This is a genomic window from Chryseobacterium sp. MEBOG07, from assembly GCF_021869745.1.
Lineage (GTDB): Bacteria > Bacteroidota > Bacteroidia > Flavobacteriales > Weeksellaceae > Chryseobacterium > Chryseobacterium viscerum.
Genome location: NZ_CP084579.1, coordinates 2373096 through 2391075, shown reverse-complemented (window position 1 = coordinate 2391075; position 17980 = coordinate 2373096). Strand labels below are relative to the sequence as shown.

The 17980-nt window shown below is 35.9% G+C and carries 10 protein-coding genes, 1 tRNA gene and 1 pseudogene; 6 read left to right on the top strand and 6 right to left on the bottom strand.

Features of this window, described 5'->3' with window-relative positions; all coding sequences use genetic code 11:
- Nucleotides 1-155 precede the first annotated feature (155 nt).
- A pseudogene (locus LF886_RS10960) lies at nucleotides 156-1498 on the top strand (sigma-54-dependent transcriptional regulator).
- Entirely contained in the window at nucleotides 1499-2713 is a 1215-nt protein-coding gene (locus LF886_RS10955; RefSeq protein ID WP_236854125.1) for a sensor histidine kinase, read from the top strand.
- A gap of 342 nt (nucleotides 2714-3055) precedes the next feature.
- Here the strand turns inward: LF886_RS10955 and LF886_RS10950 are convergent.
- From LF886_RS10950 to LF886_RS10935, 5 genes are all read right to left on the bottom strand, one after another.
- Nucleotides 3056-3127 (bottom strand) — tRNA-Arg (locus LF886_RS10950).
- A 73-nt stretch (nucleotides 3128-3200) separates the two neighbouring features.
- Complete coding sequence (locus tag LF886_RS24025) at nucleotides 3201-3893, bottom strand: hypothetical protein (RefSeq protein WP_317207662.1); 693 nt, start codon at nucleotides 3891-3893, stop codon at nucleotides 3201-3203.
- Nucleotides 3894-3913: 20 nt separating this feature from the next.
- Nucleotides 3914-4963: a hypothetical protein gene (locus LF886_RS24020; RefSeq protein WP_317207661.1), complete on the bottom strand. Its 1050-nt coding sequence runs from the start codon at nucleotides 4961-4963 to the stop codon at nucleotides 3914-3916.
- Nucleotides 4964-4998: 35 nt separating this feature from the next.
- Nucleotides 4999-5490 carry a hypothetical protein gene (locus LF886_RS10940; RefSeq protein ID WP_236854124.1) on the bottom strand — a complete coding sequence of 164 codons (492 nt, stop codon included), beginning with the start codon at nucleotides 5488-5490 and terminating at the stop codon, nucleotides 4999-5001.
- A gap of 3 nt (nucleotides 5491-5493) precedes the next feature.
- Nucleotides 5494-8457, bottom strand: a complete 2964-nt coding sequence (locus LF886_RS10935; protein WP_236854123.1) for a tetratricopeptide repeat protein — start codon at nucleotides 8455-8457, stop codon at nucleotides 5494-5496.
- A gap of 257 nt (nucleotides 8458-8714) precedes the next feature.
- Here LF886_RS10935 and LF886_RS10930 point away from each other — a divergent pair, with 257 nt between their 5' ends.
- From LF886_RS10930 to LF886_RS10915, 4 genes are all read left to right on the top strand, one after another.
- Complete coding sequence (locus LF886_RS10930) at nucleotides 8715-10955, top strand: CocE/NonD family hydrolase (RefSeq protein ID WP_236854122.1); 2241 nt, start codon at nucleotides 8715-8717, stop codon at nucleotides 10953-10955.
- 186 nt (nucleotides 10956-11141) lie between these two features.
- Complete coding sequence (locus tag LF886_RS10925; protein WP_236854121.1) at nucleotides 11142-13394, top strand: CocE/NonD family hydrolase; 2253 nt, start codon at nucleotides 11142-11144, stop codon at nucleotides 13392-13394.
- 104 nt (nucleotides 13395-13498) lie between these two features.
- Nucleotides 13499-15181: an APC family permease gene (locus LF886_RS10920; protein ID WP_236854120.1), complete on the top strand. Its 1683-nt coding sequence runs from the start codon at nucleotides 13499-13501 to the stop codon at nucleotides 15179-15181.
- 156 nt (nucleotides 15182-15337) lie between these two features.
- On the top strand, nucleotides 15338-15682 hold the full coding sequence (locus tag LF886_RS10915; protein ID WP_236854119.1) for a DUF962 domain-containing protein: 345 nt from the start codon (nucleotides 15338-15340) through the stop codon (nucleotides 15680-15682).
- A 275-nt stretch (nucleotides 15683-15957) separates the two neighbouring features.
- Here the strand turns inward: LF886_RS10915 and LF886_RS10910 are convergent, their stop codons facing one another.
- Nucleotides 15958-17979, bottom strand: a complete 2022-nt coding sequence (locus LF886_RS10910; protein ID WP_236854118.1) for a hypothetical protein — start codon at nucleotides 17977-17979, stop codon at nucleotides 15958-15960.
- Between the last annotated feature and the right edge of the window lies 1 nt (nucleotide 17980).

Here is a 17980-nt window from a genome sequence, read left to right as displayed (position 1 = left end):
TTTTATCCATTTCAGAACTGTTCATTATCGGACACTTTTTGTGCGAAAACGGACACGATAATTATAAATAATAAATTATAAGTGATAAATAGTTATTAGTTAACTGATAAAATTGTCAGAGTAATTCTAATCAAAGCCTTAATTTACATTCAAAAATGCGAAAAAAAGAAGCCCATATTTTAATTGTTGATGATGACGAGGATATTTTATTTTCGGCAAGGGTCTGGCTCAAGAAATTTTTCACGGAAGTCAGCTGTCTCAGCCAGCCGAAGAATATTCTGAAGTTTTGGCCGAACAGCAAATCGATGCCGTCCTTTTGGATATGAATTTTCGAAAAGGATTTGAAAACGGACGAGACGGGCTGTATTGGATGCAGGAAATAAGAACTTTAGAACCTCAACTCCCTATCATTCTCATGACAGCATATGGTGAAGTAGAATTGGCTGTTGAAGCTCTCAAAAATGGTGCATCAGATTTTATTTTAAAACCCTGGAATAATGAAAAATTATATGCTTCCGTCAATCTGGCAGTTGATATTTCACGAAAGAATAAAAAACTGAATCAGTGGGAAAATGTAAGCATCAAAACCAATCAATATCAGTTGGATACAAAATCTGCTGCAATGCAGGCCGTGATGGATCAAATTACAAAAGTTGCGGCCACTGATGCTAATGTTCTGCTTTTAGGAGAAAATGGAACCGGAAAGTATGTTTTGGCGGAACATATTCATGAATTGTCAGAAAGAAAAAATCAACCTTTTGTACACATTGATTTGGGAAGTCTTTCGGAAAACCTTTTTGAAGCGGAATTATTCGGTTACAAAAAAGGAGCTTTTACCGATGCCAATCAAGATTACTCCGGAAAGATCGAAAATGCCCAAAACGGAACCGTATTTCTGGATGAAATAGGAAATCTTCCGTCCCACCTTCAGACCAAATTATTAAGTCTTATCCAAAATCGAAAATTATCAAGACTTGGTGAAAATAAAGAACGATTATTAGACATAAGATTTATTTTTGCGACTAACGAAAATCTCAAAAAAGCGGTGTCCGAAAACCGTTTTAGGAAAGATCTTTATTACAGAATCAACACTGTAGAATTGCAGATCCCTAATCTTAGAGATAGATTGGAAGATATTCCAACTTTGGGAAATTATTTCTTGGAAAAATACAAGCAGAAATATCATAAAACGGAGCTTGCTCTTAACGAAACATTACTTGAGGAATTGGTAAATTATTCCTGGCCGGGAAATATCCGTGAATTGGATCATTGCATTGAAAGAAGCTTAATTCTTTCTAACGATAAAAATCTTAAATTACTAATGCCACAGGACGAAGAAGCTGACAATCCAATAATCGACCTGAATATCGAGAAAATGGAAGAAATTCTCATCAAAAAAGCGTTGCAAAAGCACAGAGGAAATATTTCTCTCGCCGCCGAAGATCTCGGATTGTCCAGAGCTGCACTTTACCGAAGAATGGAAAAATTTGAACTGTAAATGAAAAAACAGCAACTTATCTGGTTAGTTTTCATCTTGCTGGCAGTCGTTAGCGGGATTTTTGCATTTGATTTTTATTCACAGAATAAGTGGATTAATTTCGGTTTATTTACAATCATTGCTATTGCGTGTATTATTTTAGCCCAACTTTCAGCCTTATCATTTATTCAGAAAACTGAAAAAATATTGCTGGCAATTCAGAAAAAAGACTTTTCTCTTTTCCCAAAAACAGAGGAAAACAGTTTGTTTGACAATGCTGTAAAACTTTATTACCAAAGCAAAGAAGAACACCTTTCGTACTCTTCCTATAAACTTCTGTATGAAGAAATTTTGAGTCAATTGGAAATTGGACTGATGATTCTTTCCGAAAAAAATAATAAATGGGATGTGTTTTATGTAAATCCTGTTTTTTTGGAAATCCTACAAATTCCGAAATACAATTCATGGGAATTATATGAATCTAAAACGCCCAATTTTTATAAGATCATTGAACACGCGAATTATGAAAACTCTCAGGAATTCTTTGATATTTCAATCAATGAAAATGTGAAACAGTCGTATTCTCTGAGAACAAAAAAAGTACAGAATGTTAAAAATCGTTTCTGTATCATCAGTCTGGAATCTGTTCAAAAAATTATCGAACAGAAAGAAAAGCACGCATGGAACAATCTGATGAAGGTAATTTCTCATGAACTTCTGAATACGCTGACGCCAGTCAACAGTTTAATTCAGAATCTGGAATACATTGCCAATCAAGATGTTGTTGAAAAAGAAGATCAACAGGAAATGAAGGAAAGCTTAACGATCATTAGTTCAAAATCAAAACAATTACTGAATTTCGTAGACGATTACCGACAAGTTGCCGAATTACCAAAACCTGTTTTTAAAACCATTTCTTTAACTCAAATTGTAAAATCTGCACTTAATTTTCTAAAACCTGAATTTGAAAAGAACAATATTACGATCATCAATTCATTAGAAGATCAAATGATTTTGGCAGATCAAAAAATGATCGAAAGATGCTTAATAAATCTTTATATAAACGCCATCTATGCTGTTGCAGACAATTCTGAAAAGATCATCAAAACAGAGATTAAAATTCTTAATAAAAGAATCGTTCTAAGCGTTGAAGACAATGGAATCGGAGTTTCAAACGAAATTAAAGATAAAATTTTCCTTCCTTTTTTACAACCAGGGTCAGTGGCTCCGGAATAGGTTTAACGCTCAGCAAAAGCATTATTGAAGCACACAAAGGGTATTTAAATTACAGACCCCTGGAAAAAGGAAGCTTATTTGAAATGTGGTTCCTGGAACAATAACTTGCCATTAAACATAAAAATGAAAGCTGTGTAATGTTTGGTACTTATTTATATTGTGATAGTGATTACATAATGAATTGGTAAATTATTTATCGTTTGCTATTATAAAGATCAATTGAAGTCTCTCAAATTATTTCAATTTAACATTTACCTTGACCAAAACCTTGAGCACTTGCAAAACAAATCAATACAAAACAAAACAACCCACTGTAAAACAGCAGGTTGTTTATTTGTATTGTGACCGCAGAAGGATTCGAACCCTCACTGTTGGAGCCGAAATCCAAAGTTCTATCCATTAAACTATGCAGCCTATTCCAGGTAGCAGATCATAGGGTTTAGGTAGCAGGGCGCTGAGCCTTTTTACTTCTATCCTATTTCTACCTTTAGAAAGTAATTTTCACACCTCCCAGAATCTGAGCACCAAGAACTTTATATCCTTTGTACGTTTGGTATTTTGAGCTCAGAAGATTATTTCCGAGTGCGAAAATACTGAAATTTTTGTGAATTTTATACTCTGCGGAAAGATTTAAATCAGCGTAACCACCAACTTTATCGTTTGTATTCTCTGTAGACTGGAAGATCACATTCGGAGCACCCATCCCTTCGATTGCATAAGAGTTTGTAGTTCTGTCACTTGCAAAGATTCCTTTGAACCCTAACAATAGTTTCTTGTCAAGCATTGTATATTTTGCCCCGATGCTTGCATTGAACAAAGGAACGTTATAAATATTGTCGTAATTCTTAAGATCGTATTTTGTAAATCTTAATTCTCCGTCTAAAATCAGGTTTTCTAACGGGAAATACTGTACACTTCCTTTGATATCGCTTACATTTCCGTCATCATATACTGCAGAGAATGTATTGGCAAAGTTGTATGCAGAACGGTTAACAGAATTATTATCGAAAAGACCGTTAGCCTTAAAGAACATAATATCTCTCATCTTTCCGTACCCTGCAGAGAAGTCATATTTCAGCGTTTCATCGATATCTCCTCTCAATCCTACATAAAAATGATATTTCGTCTCTGTAGGCTTTAAAAACTGGTCAGAAAGGATGAATGGATTCGCCTGCAGCATATCTCCATACGTATTCAGCTTCAGACCTCCATCGACCCCACCATAGAATTTGAATTCTTTAGCAGCCGCAAACTGGAATTCTGCCTGAGGAAACCAATACGCTTTATTATTTTTTGCTGTTCCAGCTGATCGTTAGAATTTTTAGCATTCAGGAAAGAGAATGAAGATCCTAACATCAAATAAGAGTCTCCTTTTCTGAACGTTACTTTTGGAGTCAGGTTCGTATTGAAGAAATTGGAAGAGTTTTTATCTCTGATCGCAAAATCAGTCTTCACAGCATCCAATCCTACTCCAAGGTCAGCATTCAGGTTGATTCCTGATTTTCCTAATTCAACAGCATGTTTGGAGAAGTTAGCCAAAATGGAAACCTGGTTTTCCGAAGCATCAAAATGATCTTTCAGGAATGATGATTTTACCCTTACATCATTTAAGATTTCATTGGAGTAAAAATCATAGTACCCATTTACTTTAAACTGATTCACCTTTTGCTTAAGATCAAGTTCACCGGTAGGCTGCATGGCATAAATCCCATAATAATTATAGTTGTCTAAGCCATATTCAGCATTAATATTGAATTTTCCTTTCTCTCCATAAGAGTTTAAGAAAGCTCCAATAGTCGCTGAAGTCTGCCCGGATTTCCAGTCATATTCTTTTTTAAGACCATTCGTAGAAAGTACATGAACATCCGCTCCTACTTCAAATTTGTTTTCAAGGGTCTTGGATATGTTTCCATCTACTAAGACTTTCCCATAATTACCCATTCCAATCTGGAAGTAATTGTTTTGAGCGGTTCCGTCAAATTTCGGAGCAACATCCTCTCCCTGAATCGTTGAAGTTTTGAAGTCAGAAACGGCAGGAACATCCGTGATTGTATATTTCACGGGAGTCTGCGATTTCTCTTCCGGCGGATAATTTTTAATGGTTTCCACAGAAGTCTTCTTCTTCTCGATCTTCTTCACTTCAGGTTCTCTCTTTTTGTTAAGAACCAGTTTTTCCTCCTTGATCTGGGAAAACGCCACCGACGAAACCCCTAAAAATAATATGGATAATATTTGAATTTTCTTGTTCATATTTTCTTTATTTGAAAAAAATATATACCGGGTTTTTATTTATTGGAAGCAATATAATTGCCTAATAAAGCTTTCCCTGACTGTTTTGAAAAAGTTCTCCCTAGTCTGAATATATTAAACAGCCAAAGGCTTTGATAAACTTGTAATTTGTATTGATAATTTTTCGTTGTACTGTTCTCAGCTACATCATAACTGTAAGCAATGTCGTACGGAAACCCCGAAGGCAGTAATCCGACTGTAAGCATACTTCCAATCATAGGATTTCCGCATGGAGGAGTACGCGTTAACATTGGATGCAGGGTTATTTTAGCTGCATGAGTACTGTCTTCTACGATTTCATAAATATCAGAATGTTTTAAAATCTCAAATTCTTTCTTAAGCTCTTTATTCACTACAAAAGCCTTTTGTTTTGGAAACTCAGCTTTCGCACGGTTATACTCTTTAGGATATGCACTGTACGAAGGAATGCAGCTCCAAAGAGAAGTAGAAATTAAAAAAGAATATAGGGCAATTTTAAAAACCTTCATGTATTATTTCTTAATTTGTTTTTTAACTTCTTTTGCTTCTGCAACGATTTCAGGGAAATCCTTATAGTTGGCAATGATCTGGTCACATGTATAACTTGCCTGGTAGTTATCCTTCAGACCGATATAGTTTTTCGCCATCAATACCAAGGCTTTTGCTCCCCAGAACTCTTCTGATGCATAGTTATTGGCAAGCTTAAAGATCGTCTCATTGGAAGACTTAAATGCTTTTCCTTTGTTCTGATAATATGCTTTCGCATACAATGCTTCTGCAGCTACTGAAGTGTTGGACGATTTTTCAAGAGAAACATAAGCGGACTGAGCGTCTTTATCTTTTCCTGAGTTCATCAGACTTCTTGCTTTGATGACTTTCGCCGTTTCAATTACTGCTGCTGAGTTTTTAGAATTAGCGATCACTGCATTGGCTAATTTTTCAGCTTCAGAGAAGTTCTTTTCTTCAGCATACAGTTTCATCAGCTCTACATTCGCATAGTTTTTAATACTGATATCAGAAGAGTTTTTAATACCTTCAAGATACTTTTTCGCTTCCGCAGTATTCCCTTGTGCAATAAATATTTGAGCTAAACGAGTTTGTGCATCATCCTGGTAATCATCCTGAATTACAGCCACTTCCTGAAGCACAAGTAAAGCTTTAGTTGAATTATTAGTCTGATAATAACTTTCTCCCAATTCATACTTCGCCTGGTACAATCCTTCCCCTGTTGGGTTTTGTGTCAGATACTTTTCGTAGTAAGAAATAGCGTTCTTATAATCTTTCTTCGAGAAGTATTGTTTTCCGGTAGATAAGTTGATCTCATCAATTTCAGCAGCATCCACATTCACACCGATATTTCTAGCAAAAGCTTCATATCCGGAAACATCTCCGTTTTTCGTGAAGATAGGTTTTGCTGCCTGAACGATCTTCTGAGCATACGCTGTATTTTTATACTGCTCACCCAGAGATTTCAGTTCAGAAAGCGCTTTGTCATTCTGGTTCTGATCGATATAGTTTTGTGCTCTGTAAATAGAAGCATTAGCGATCAGATCTTTGTCTGATGATGATTTAATCACTTTTCCGAAATAATCATTCGAATTGGCAAAATCATCCTGAGCAGCATACGCTGTTCCTATTTCATATTGAGCATCATCGTAATATTCGGAATCCGGATATTTCGATAAAAGGTTTTTAAGGTTAGTGATTTTCGCCTGTGTATCTCCTTTAAATCCTAAAGCCATTGCTTTTTGATAGACAGTATAATCCGTTGCATCTTCATTTTTATCATAGATAGCAATGGCTTCATTCAGGTCATTATTTGCATAATGGATATCTGCCAAACGAAGCTCTGCATCATTTTTAAATTCAGGTTTCGGATTGGTAAGATACTGTTTGAAGTAGGTGGCTGCCTGATCAAATTTCTTAGATTTAAAGTAAGCATACCCTAAATCATAAGGCAGCTGTTGTTTTTCAGGGAAGCTTTCAGTAAGAAGTTTTTCATATCGAACAATGGCAGACGGATAATTTCCTTTCTGGTAATATACCTGAGCCAGCCAATATAAAGCCCTGCTGTTGAATTCTTTATTGATATTGAAACCAAGGCTTCTTAAGAAATATTTCTCAGCCTCATCATAATTTCCTTTGTTGAATTCTTCAGTCCCTAATAAATAAGAAACCTCCTGGTCCACCTTGTTGATGTCAGGAGTAGAACTCTGCAATTTATCAATTGCGTTCAGAGTTTCTTTATAATTTCCGGAGTACAGATATGATTTCACCAGTAGCGATCTCATTTCTGAAGCATTGGCTCCGTTCTGGTTATCGTTGATATAACTTTGGATCACCGCAGAAGGACTTTCAAACGGGTTACCGATATCGTAACTTAACTTAGCATACTGCTCATGAGCCAGTTTTTTCACTTTCGCATCATAATCCATCTGGTAAGAGGAACGGAATGCAGAAAGGGCCTCCTGCTTTTTATCTACTGCCAGGTATGCATTTCCTAACTGATAATAAGCGTTTTGTGCCAAAGCTGAACTACTGTTAAGAAGCTGGTTGTAATAAGAAACCGCTTCGTCATATTTTTTTAACTGTGCAGCCACAAATCCCATCTCATACAAATCGTTTTCAGATGGATTTTGCTGTACGCTCAGATAATCTTTCAAATGTGGATAAGCAGATGTATAGTCATTTTTCATAAAATAACTCTCTCCGATAATCTTGTGAACTTCCGCTTTATAAGAGTCAGAAATATTTTCTTTCAATAAAGCTGTTCCTTCCGTAATCGCCTGATCGTAGTTCTTATCATTATAGTACATCTGTACATAATAAGGACGCACAAGCTTAGAGAACTTATCCTGATCTTTTATAGAATCAAAATACTGGAAAGCTTTATCATTTTGTCTGTTGCTGTAATATAAATGTCCCAGCATATAAGCGATATCTCCCTTTTGGGACTGATCTGCTGTTTTATAGGCTTCTTCCAGTGCATCTGTTGCCCCTTTAGAGTCACCCATCATGAATTTTGCATATCCAAGCTTCAGAATATACTGTGTATTTTCCTCTTTCGAAAGTTGATACTGGTTTACTTTTTTCAAAGTCTCCAACGCTTTTTCAAAATCTTTTTTCGCTAAGTAGTAATCTGCCAAAGGAAGATTAGCCTGTGCAAAATAAGCAGAATTCGGGTATTCTTTCATGAAAGCTGTTAACCCTTCTTCAGCATGATTTTTCTGAAGAATCACACCGATCACATTATCAAAAAACTGCGCTGCTTCCTTTTTCGAACGGGACAAATTCTGATTGTAGAAGTATTGTCTTGCATATTCGTATTGAGAAGCATTGTATATTTTGGTCTGATAAAGATTTTCGGCTAGATTGAACCTGTAGTTTTCTTTCTGGGTAAAATATTGGGACTGTTGAGCATCGGAGATTCCGAAATAAATTACTGCAGCCGCTAAGAGTATTTTTTTTGATTTCATTCTTCTTGATATAAGAATATTAGTCTAAATAAGTTAACGAAAATATTAAAAACTTATTGTTTAAGCAAGTTTTAGCAAACTTAATGGTTATAAATAGTGATTTTACAACAATGAAAAATTTCTCACTGTTCAATGATAAAATTTACTACTTTCGTCTGATAAAATGTAAACAATTTTAATAAATAGTTATCAAAAACATATTTAAGTTTGATACTTTCTGAACAACAGCTAAAAACATACCATAAACACACCATCACATGAAATTTAAGATACTTTTAGCATTAATTTTTGTAAACCTGATACAGGCACAAAAGTTTCACTTTCCAAAGACCGCTGTAACAGACTCTGTTACATTGGAAAAACAGATTCCGGGACTCGCTCAGCAAGTGATTCCGCTCCTTCAATCTGCAAAGTACAAACCGGAAAATAATATTGACCTTATGGACAACCTTTTCCGTTTGCAGATGGCCACGCAAGATTATAAAAAATCGATTGTCTCTCTTTCCGAAAACCGAAATCTGTTTGCCGATCACAATATGGCTGGCTATAGATTGGTGGGATTTGAATTGTACAGTATGGCTAAAATGGCACAAAAAGAAAACAATATTTCCTTTTCCAATGCTCTTCAGAAAGTCTTTACTCAAAAATATGAAAGCCTTCCGGAAAAGCTGACTCCCAGACTTAAACTTGTTCTTGATGGGGACGTGGCAGAATTCAGAAAACAGCTGAGAAAAGTACTGGATAAGCAAAAAGACAAAGACAGTATTGATTACAAAACAGCCCTTGCGCTATGCAAATCTTATATTAATTATAAGACGTATACCAGCATCAAACCTCAGGTTTTACAATTACTGGAATCAAAAGACAAAGAGAGATTCATCATTGAAACCAAAGATCTTAAGATAAAAAACGGAAATACCTTAACGATTACTATTGTTAGAAAAAAGGGGAATACTTCCCCACTTCCCGTTATTCTTACCAATAATATCTATGCAGGTTCGTTTGATGAGCTCTTTGGAAAAAGAGCTGCTATTTATAATTATGTAGGAGCAGTTGTCAATACCCGCGGCAAAAGGAACAGTAATAATGTGAACAATCCTTTTGAGCATGAGTCGGAAGATCTCTATGAAGTGATAGACTGGGTAAGCAAACAGCCATGGTCTGACGGAAAGGTGGGAATGATCGGCGGAAGTTACCTGGGTTTCAGCCAGTGGGCAGCAGTAAAAAAAGTGCATCCGGCATTAAAAACTATCGTGCCACAGGTTGCAGTAGGAATCGGAATTGATTATCCTGCTCAGAATAATATCTTCATGAGCTATATGCTGCAGTGGATACAGTATGTGACCAATAACAAATTTACCGATGAAAAAGATTTTGCCAATGCCGTAAAATGGGATTCTATCAATACGAAATGGTATAAGAGTGGTAGATCGTTCAGATCTTTAGATACAATAAGCGGAAAGCCCAGCAAAATATTCCAACGATGGCTGGATCATCCGGGATATGATCAGTATTGGCAAAAAATGGTTCCTTACAAAGAGGATTTTTCCAAAATCAATATTCCGATCCTGACCACGACAGGATATTATGATGATGATCAGATTGGTGCACTGTATTATTTCAAGCAGCATCACCAATACAACAAAAATGCAAATCATTATCTGGTCATAGGTCCCTACAATCATGGAGGGGCACAAAGTTTCGGATTTACTTATGTGAATGGCAATCCTATTGATCCGGCAGCCAGAATAAGTATCGATGATCTTGCTTTTTCATGGTTTGATTATATTCTTAAAGGAGGTAAAAAACCGGAAATTTTAAAAGATAAAATTAATTTTCAGGTGATGAATACCAATACCTGGAAGCATGTTTCCAGTCTAGACAAAATGCATACTTCTTCCGTGAAGTTCTACCTTCAGGACAAAAAAAATACATCATCAGTGTTTAATAAACCTGAGACTAAAAGCTTCACAACTCAAATTGTTGATTTTAAAAACAGAGACCAGAAAGACATTTACTACAAAGTCAGCAAAAAAGACAGTATAAAAACGACTAATTCTATTGCTTTTGAAAGTGAAGCTCTTGATAAAGATATGATCATCAGTGGAAATCTGTCCGGAATCTTTAATGTTTCCATCAACAAAAAAGATTTTGATACGGATACTTATCTGTACCAGATTCAGCCGGATGGGAAATCATTTTTATTATCGACCCATATTGTAAGAGCCAGCTATGCGAAGAATAATGAAAAACGCCAGCTTCTTGAACCCAATAAAATGGAACAAATTCCGATCAACAACTCTTATTTTATGAGTAAAAAGATAGAAAAAGGAAGTAAATTACTTTTACTGGTGGGAGTTAATAAAAATCCTAACTGGCAGATCAATTATGGTTCCGGTAAAGATGTAAGTGATGAAACGATAAAGGATTCCGGGGAACCTCTTGAGATAAAATGGTACAATGACAGCTATGTGGAAATCCCAGTTTATAAAGATTAAAAAACCTTTGTTTGAGCAGATTTAATCAAACTTTATACGATAAAACAACAACGAAATCAGTTCATTCTTTAATGATAAAAATTCTTAATTTAGTCGGCTAAAAACATAACCAATTGAGGACTCAATGATCAAGAACATATTTTGATGTAATACTTTTTCATCGAGCAGCCTAAAACACACCCATTAATGAAATTTAAGATACTTTTAGCATTATTTCTTGTAAATCTAATGCAGGCCCAGAAATTTTACTTTCCGAAAACAGCAACAACAGATTCTGTAATTTTGGAAAAACAAATACCGGAACTCGCTCTAAAGGTGATTACTGAACATCAGTCTCCTAAAAATAAACCGAAATCTACCGTCACATTTTTAGACAACCTGTTTCGTTTACAGCTCGCTGCAAAAGATTACAAAAATTCTATTGCAAGCTTAAATGATTATCGTAAAGAATACGCAGATCATAATATGGCAGGGAACAAATCTCTTGCTTATGAAATTTACAGTATGGCCAAACTGACGGAAAAGGATAAAAAAACTTCTTTTTCCAATGCTCTTCAAACAGCCTTTACAACAAAATATGAAAGTTTCTCAGATCCACTGACTGCCAAGATCGGAACCATTCTGGATGGTGATGTAAGGGAATATAAAAAATCTCTGAAAGCAGCACTTGATAAGCAAAAAGATAAGGACAGTATAGATTATGCTTCCGCTCTGGCTTTATGTAAAACTTATGTCAATTATAAGACCTATTCCGGCATCAAGCCTCAGGTTATGCAGCTTTTCAAAGTAAAGGAGCAGGAAAAATTCATCATCGAAACCAAGAACATTACCTTAAAAAACGGAACGACACTCACGATTACTATTGTACGAAAAAAAGAAAACACTTCTCCTCTTCCCGTTATTCTTACCAATAATATTTATGCCGGAGAACTTGTAGATGCAGGAATGGGGAAAAGAGCAGCAGTTTACAATTATGTAGGAGCCGTGGTTAACACCCGTGGAAAAAGAGATAGTAATGACCCCAACAACCCATTTGAAGATGAAGCACAGGACCTTTATGAAGTGATAGACTGGGTAAGCAAACAACCGTGGAGCAATGGTAAAGTAGGGATGATAGGCGGAAGTTATCTAGGATTCAGCCAATGGGCAGCTGTCAAAAAACTGCATCCGGCTTTGAAAACAATTGTACCTCAGGTAGCGGTAGGTATCGGGATAGATTATCCTGCTCAAAACAATGTATTCATGAGCTATATGATGCAGTGGATCCGCTATGTCACTAATAATAAACTGACCGACGAAGCAACCTTCACCAATTATCCAAAATGGGATTCTATTAATACAGCATGGTACAAAAGTGGTAGGTCATTCAGAGCTTTGGATTCCATCAGCGGGAAACCCAATAAAATTTTCCAAAGATGGCTGGATCACCCCGGTTATGATAAATACTGGAAAAAAATGGTTCCTTACAAAAAGGATTTTGCTAAAATAAACATTCCGGTTTTAACGACTACAGGCTATTATGATGCTGATCAGATCGGAGCATTATATTATTATAAACAACATCACACATACAACAAAAACCCTAACCACTACTTAGTAATAGGACCTTATGATCACCCAGGAGCTCAAAGTTACGGGTACAATTATGTTTATGGTTCTGGGAGTACTCTTATAGATCCTGTAGCCAGAATAAGTATTGATGAACTTGCTTTTTCATGGTTCGATTATATTCTTAAAGATGGCAAAAAACCGGAACTTCTAAAGGATAAAGTTAATTTTCAGATTATGACCACCAATACATGGAAACATGTTCCTACTCTTGATAAAATGCACTCGTCTACTCTTAAATTTTATCTTCAGGATCGTAAAAACAGTTCTTCGGTTTTTGAGAAGCCCAAAACTGAGCAATTTACCAAACAGACCGTTGATTTTAAAGACAGAAATCCGAAATATCTTTATCATAAAGTAAGCAAACAGGACAGTGTCTATGTAACCAATTCCGTTTATTTTGAAAGCGAAATTCTGGATAAGGATATTATACTAAGCGGAAATTTATCCGGAGTATTCAATGTTTCTATTAATAAGAAAGATTTTGACCCCAACACCTTATTATATCAGGTACAGCCGGATGGTAAGACGTTTTTGCTATCTACGCATCTTACAAGAGCCAGCTATGCAAAAGACAATTCCAAACGTCATCTTCTTAAGCCTGGCAAAAAGGAGCAAATCCCAATCAAAAATTCATTGTTTATGAGCAAAAAAATAGAAAAGGGAAGCAAACTGGTATTATTGGTAGGGATTAATAAAAATAAAAACTGGCAGGTCAATTATGGTTCCGGTAAAGACGTAAGTGATGAAACCATAAAGGATTCCGGGGAACCTTTAGAAATAAAATGGTACAATGACAGCTATGTAGAAATCCCTGTTTATAATGACTAAAGACCTTTGTTTAAGCATTTTTAACTAAATGTTCTTAACGACTGTTAACATCAAAATAAAAAATCATTACATTTGCTTTTTTTCAAATCAAATATAGTTATTGAATGAGTCAACTTTTTAGAAGAAAAATCTATTCAGATACAGATACTTCAACGGGACTTTTAAGAGTCTTAGGTGTATGGGACATCGTATTTTTTGGTATTGCGGCTATTATTGGAGCTGGGAGTTTCAGCAGTCTGGGGGAAGCCGTTTTCAGAGGTGGCCCGGGTGTTATCCTTCTATATTTGATTTGTGGTTTTGCCTGTGGATTTACAGCTTTATGCTATGCTGAATTTGCCAGCAGAATTCCTACCGCAGGTTCTGCCTATACCTATGCTTATGCCAGTTTTGGAGAACTGATCGCCTGGATAATTGGCTGGGCCCTGATTATGGAGTATTCTTTCGGGAATATTTATGTAGCCTTTTCGTGGTCAGATTATTTCACCAGTTTCCTGGGACGTATCGGAATGCATATTCCTGATTATCTGACCTGCAGCTATACAGAAGCAAGAAAAGCTTTTCAATATGGCTCAGAAAATAAAGAATTATTAAGTGCATGGAATACCGCTCCATTGATCGGAAGTCTGAAATTTATCGTAGACGTTCCGGCATTGGTTATCAACGGTTTGATAACATGGCTTTGTTATGTAGGAGTAAAAGAAAGTAAAAACTTCAATAACTCTCTGGTTATTTTAAAACTGGCGGTGATCATACTGGTAATTCTTGTAGGTTGTGCTTATGTCAACACTGAAAACTGGACACCAGTAAGCCCTACAACCGGAACGCCTTCCTTCATGCCAAATGGTTTTGCCGGAGTAATGAGCGCAGTATCCGGAGTGTTTTTCGCTTATATCGGATTTGATGCCTTAAGTGTACTTTCTGAAGAGACCAAAGATCCGCAGAAAACCCTTCCAAAAGGAATGATCATCTCTCTTGTACTGTGTACTGTAATTTATATTGCCTTAACGCTGGTATTAACGGGAATGGTAGATTACAAGAAATTTGATGGTGTAGGAGATCCGCTTTCATTCATATTTGAGAAAACAAATGCTAATGTAGCCTGGATGGAGCTTGTAGTTTCCTTCGTTGCCATTGTTGCTATTACTACAGTACTATTGGTTTTCCAGATGGGACAGCCAAGAATCTGGTATGCAATGAGCCGTGACGGATTGATGCCTGCAAGGTTTCAAAAGGTACACCCTAAATATAAAACACCGTCGTATGCAACTGTTGTTACAGGAATTGTAGTAGGAATCCCGATCTTATTTACGGATAAAACTTTTATCCTTGACTTTACCAGTATCGGAACTATTTTCGCATTCGTATTGGTATGTGCAGGAGTACTTCTTCTTCCTGCCAAAGAAAAAATTAAAGGTAGATTTCACCTTCCGTATGTGAACGGTAAAATCATTTTCCCTGTTGTATTCATTGGTAGTTTACTCGTCTTCTACAAATGGCAGCCAGAGTTTTTTGATAATCTGATGAACTGGTCAGATCCTAAAGAAGGAGAATTCAGAGCTTCTATTTTCTTCTTTATCATCATCAACCTGGTCTTATGTGTAGTTGCTTTTATCAAGAACTTATCATTAATTCCATTGGTTGGATTAAGCTCATGTCTATACCTTCTTACGGGAATGAGCCATGAGAACTGGTTCTGGTTCGGAATGTGGTTCCTTATTGGTATGGTCATTTACTTCTGCTACGGCTACAAAAACAGTAAACTTGGAAAAGAATTAAGGAATAGCTAAGGAATAATTAGCACAACTGCGAAAGGCAAAATGGCAAAAAAGTCAAACCCAATGGAGAGACTGATTTGCGATTTTGCCTTTTTCTTTTTTATCTCTTATTACAAAATCGGCAGAATTATTGCTTTAACTACAATATAATCAATAAACTAGACTACCATGGCCGAAAGAATCAGAACCTACAGAGAGTTTTATCAGTTTTATCTTACAGAACACAGTAAAACAGGAACCCGAATATTCCATTTTATCGGAACTTTTCTCGTATTTTTCGTTATATGGTATGTCATCAGCTCCGGAAAAGAGAGATTTCTATGGTATATTCCAATTGTAGGCTACGGCTTTGCCTGGTTCAGCCATGCTGTGATTGAAAGAAATAAACCGGCTACTTTTAAATATCCTTTATGGTCTTTAATTTCAGATTTCAGATTGTTTTTCGAATTGCTTATTGGTAAACAGAAATTCTTTGGGGTTGGCAATCGACCTCAGAAGCAGGAACAGCCTTAATTTTTTTCTTGTCTCTTTTATACAAAAAGTATTGGGTGCTGGGAAACGCAAAGGCGCAGGAACTTCATCCTTTGAGTATATTTTAAGGTGTAAGAAAATCTAAGATTTTCAGCAAATGATACGTTATTATTTTCTTTGGTTAATTTCTGTCCATTGATGAAAGGAGGGAAAATGATTTTGGGTCTTTTGAGGATTAAACGAATATAATAATTAGAATAAAGTGTTTCAGCGGGCGGCTTCGCCGCCTGCTGAAACACTAAACATTCAATTAAATTTTATTTAAATTTTTTCTTAAAACTGAATTTAAGCCTATTCATCAAGCCTGGTTCTATAATGTCAATTCCCACTCCGAAATTACTGTCTGCAACAGTATGATGGTCGGTTCTGAACTTTTCAAACTCGTTTTTCGGAATTTCAGTATTGATCAGAGGATGGTGTTCAATGGATACGCTTGCTCCATTCTTGCTCACCTTTTTACGGCTTTTATAGTCAAAATATGGATTCGCAATGGTGCTTTCCTGAATAGTATATTTTTCTTCTGTATCAATTTTCTGATCCGTATACAGGTTAATTTCATATCTCTCACTGTCGAAATTATGCCAGAACGGTAAATCTTCATGCATAAAATCCCTTGCGCTTGCCTTCACTACATTCCGGTCAAAGTACATGAGAAAACGGTTTTTCTGTAGATCTACATAATAAGGATTATCAACGATAGCGGTATATTGAATTTTCACCTCATTCAGCCTTTTGTCATCACTTACCACGTCAATAGCGGCATCTTTGAATACGTTTCGTACATCTGTACCGTTTCTGTCACTGGAATAATTAAGTGCATGGAAAAGGAAGCTGTTCCAGCCGTCTATAATCTCTCTTTTATTGGTACTTTTAAAATACCTTCTCATCGCATTGGCCCTGTTTCCTTTATAAGTAGTTGACAGCATAAATTTTCCTGTAGTCCCCTGTACATTGAAATCTATTTTTTCATTAATACAGAAATAGGGAAATTTATAAGGTTTTCTCACCTGCAGTTCTTGATCTTTTTTCACTTCAAGATAATGCATAAAAAACATGAACCCTCTGTTTTCTATCAATCCAAATTCATCACGAATCGTCGCATCAATGAAATATTCCTGCCCTTTGTAATTTACTTTTACGACAACATGATTGAAGTTTAAAAGGGAAGGCAGATAATATTTGATATAATAATCTGTATTAAAATTCACCAGTACTACAGACGCTTCTACTCCTATATAATCAAGGATTACTTTTAACAAAACTGATTTCGCCTTACAGTCTCCCTGCTTGTTTTCATAGGTTACTGAAGGCTCCTGTGGCTTATGCCCATTCATTTCATTAGCATTGAAGGTATAATAAATATGGTTCTGAACATATTCTATTGCAAACTGAAGTTTCTCATCCTGATCAGCAATAGCATCTAATTTTTCAATCAGGTTCGGAGCAAAATCCTTTAAAGAAGATGCTTTAAAAATCTCGTCATAAATAGGAACAATATAATTAGACAGATCTTTCCAGTTACTATCTGTAGCAAAATCTATATAAGGAAAAATCTCACGCCCAGAATCTACAGGATTGATATAATTCTGCTCTTCAATCACAAACCTCTCTCCTTTTTTCAAAAGATTAGTTTCCGGTTCCAGAACATTGCCCTGCTCATCTCTGAAAAATGTTTTTTTGTATGCAATAGCCTGCTCACGTTCATTGATAAAAGTAAACTTAAAACTGCCATATGCCCAGTAATTATCAGGACTTACCCATACATATTTTGAGAATTCTTTTCTGAGAAAATCACGATCCGTAAATTCTTTAATCCTTGAATCTTCTAAAATCAATACATCATACAGCCTGAGATCCTTAATCGTAATATTGATCTTTTTATTACTGCTCAGAACTCCTCCGCTGCTCTGATTTTCGCTGTCAAGAACTTTAATATTTGTATCCGGGATTTTATCTATCAGTACCCCTTCTCTTAAAACGCTAATCCTATGGATCTGATAGACTTCATTTTCTTCAACAATTACATCAGAAGCAGAAGCTCTCTCCAGATTCCCAGGTTCATTCAGGGTATATGCCATGCAGACATACTCACTGTTTTCCGTATTGCTTGTATAGTATTTTTTATCTAAAAAGTAGCAGTAGTCACGGCCTTCATCAATTTGTCTTTTGGCAAATTCGGAGTCTTTGATCAGATCTATTATTTCCTGATCTCCAATATTTCCTGCCCACATTTCAGGTTTTTGAATCCTGTAATTTTCAACTTGCATTTGATTATTCATA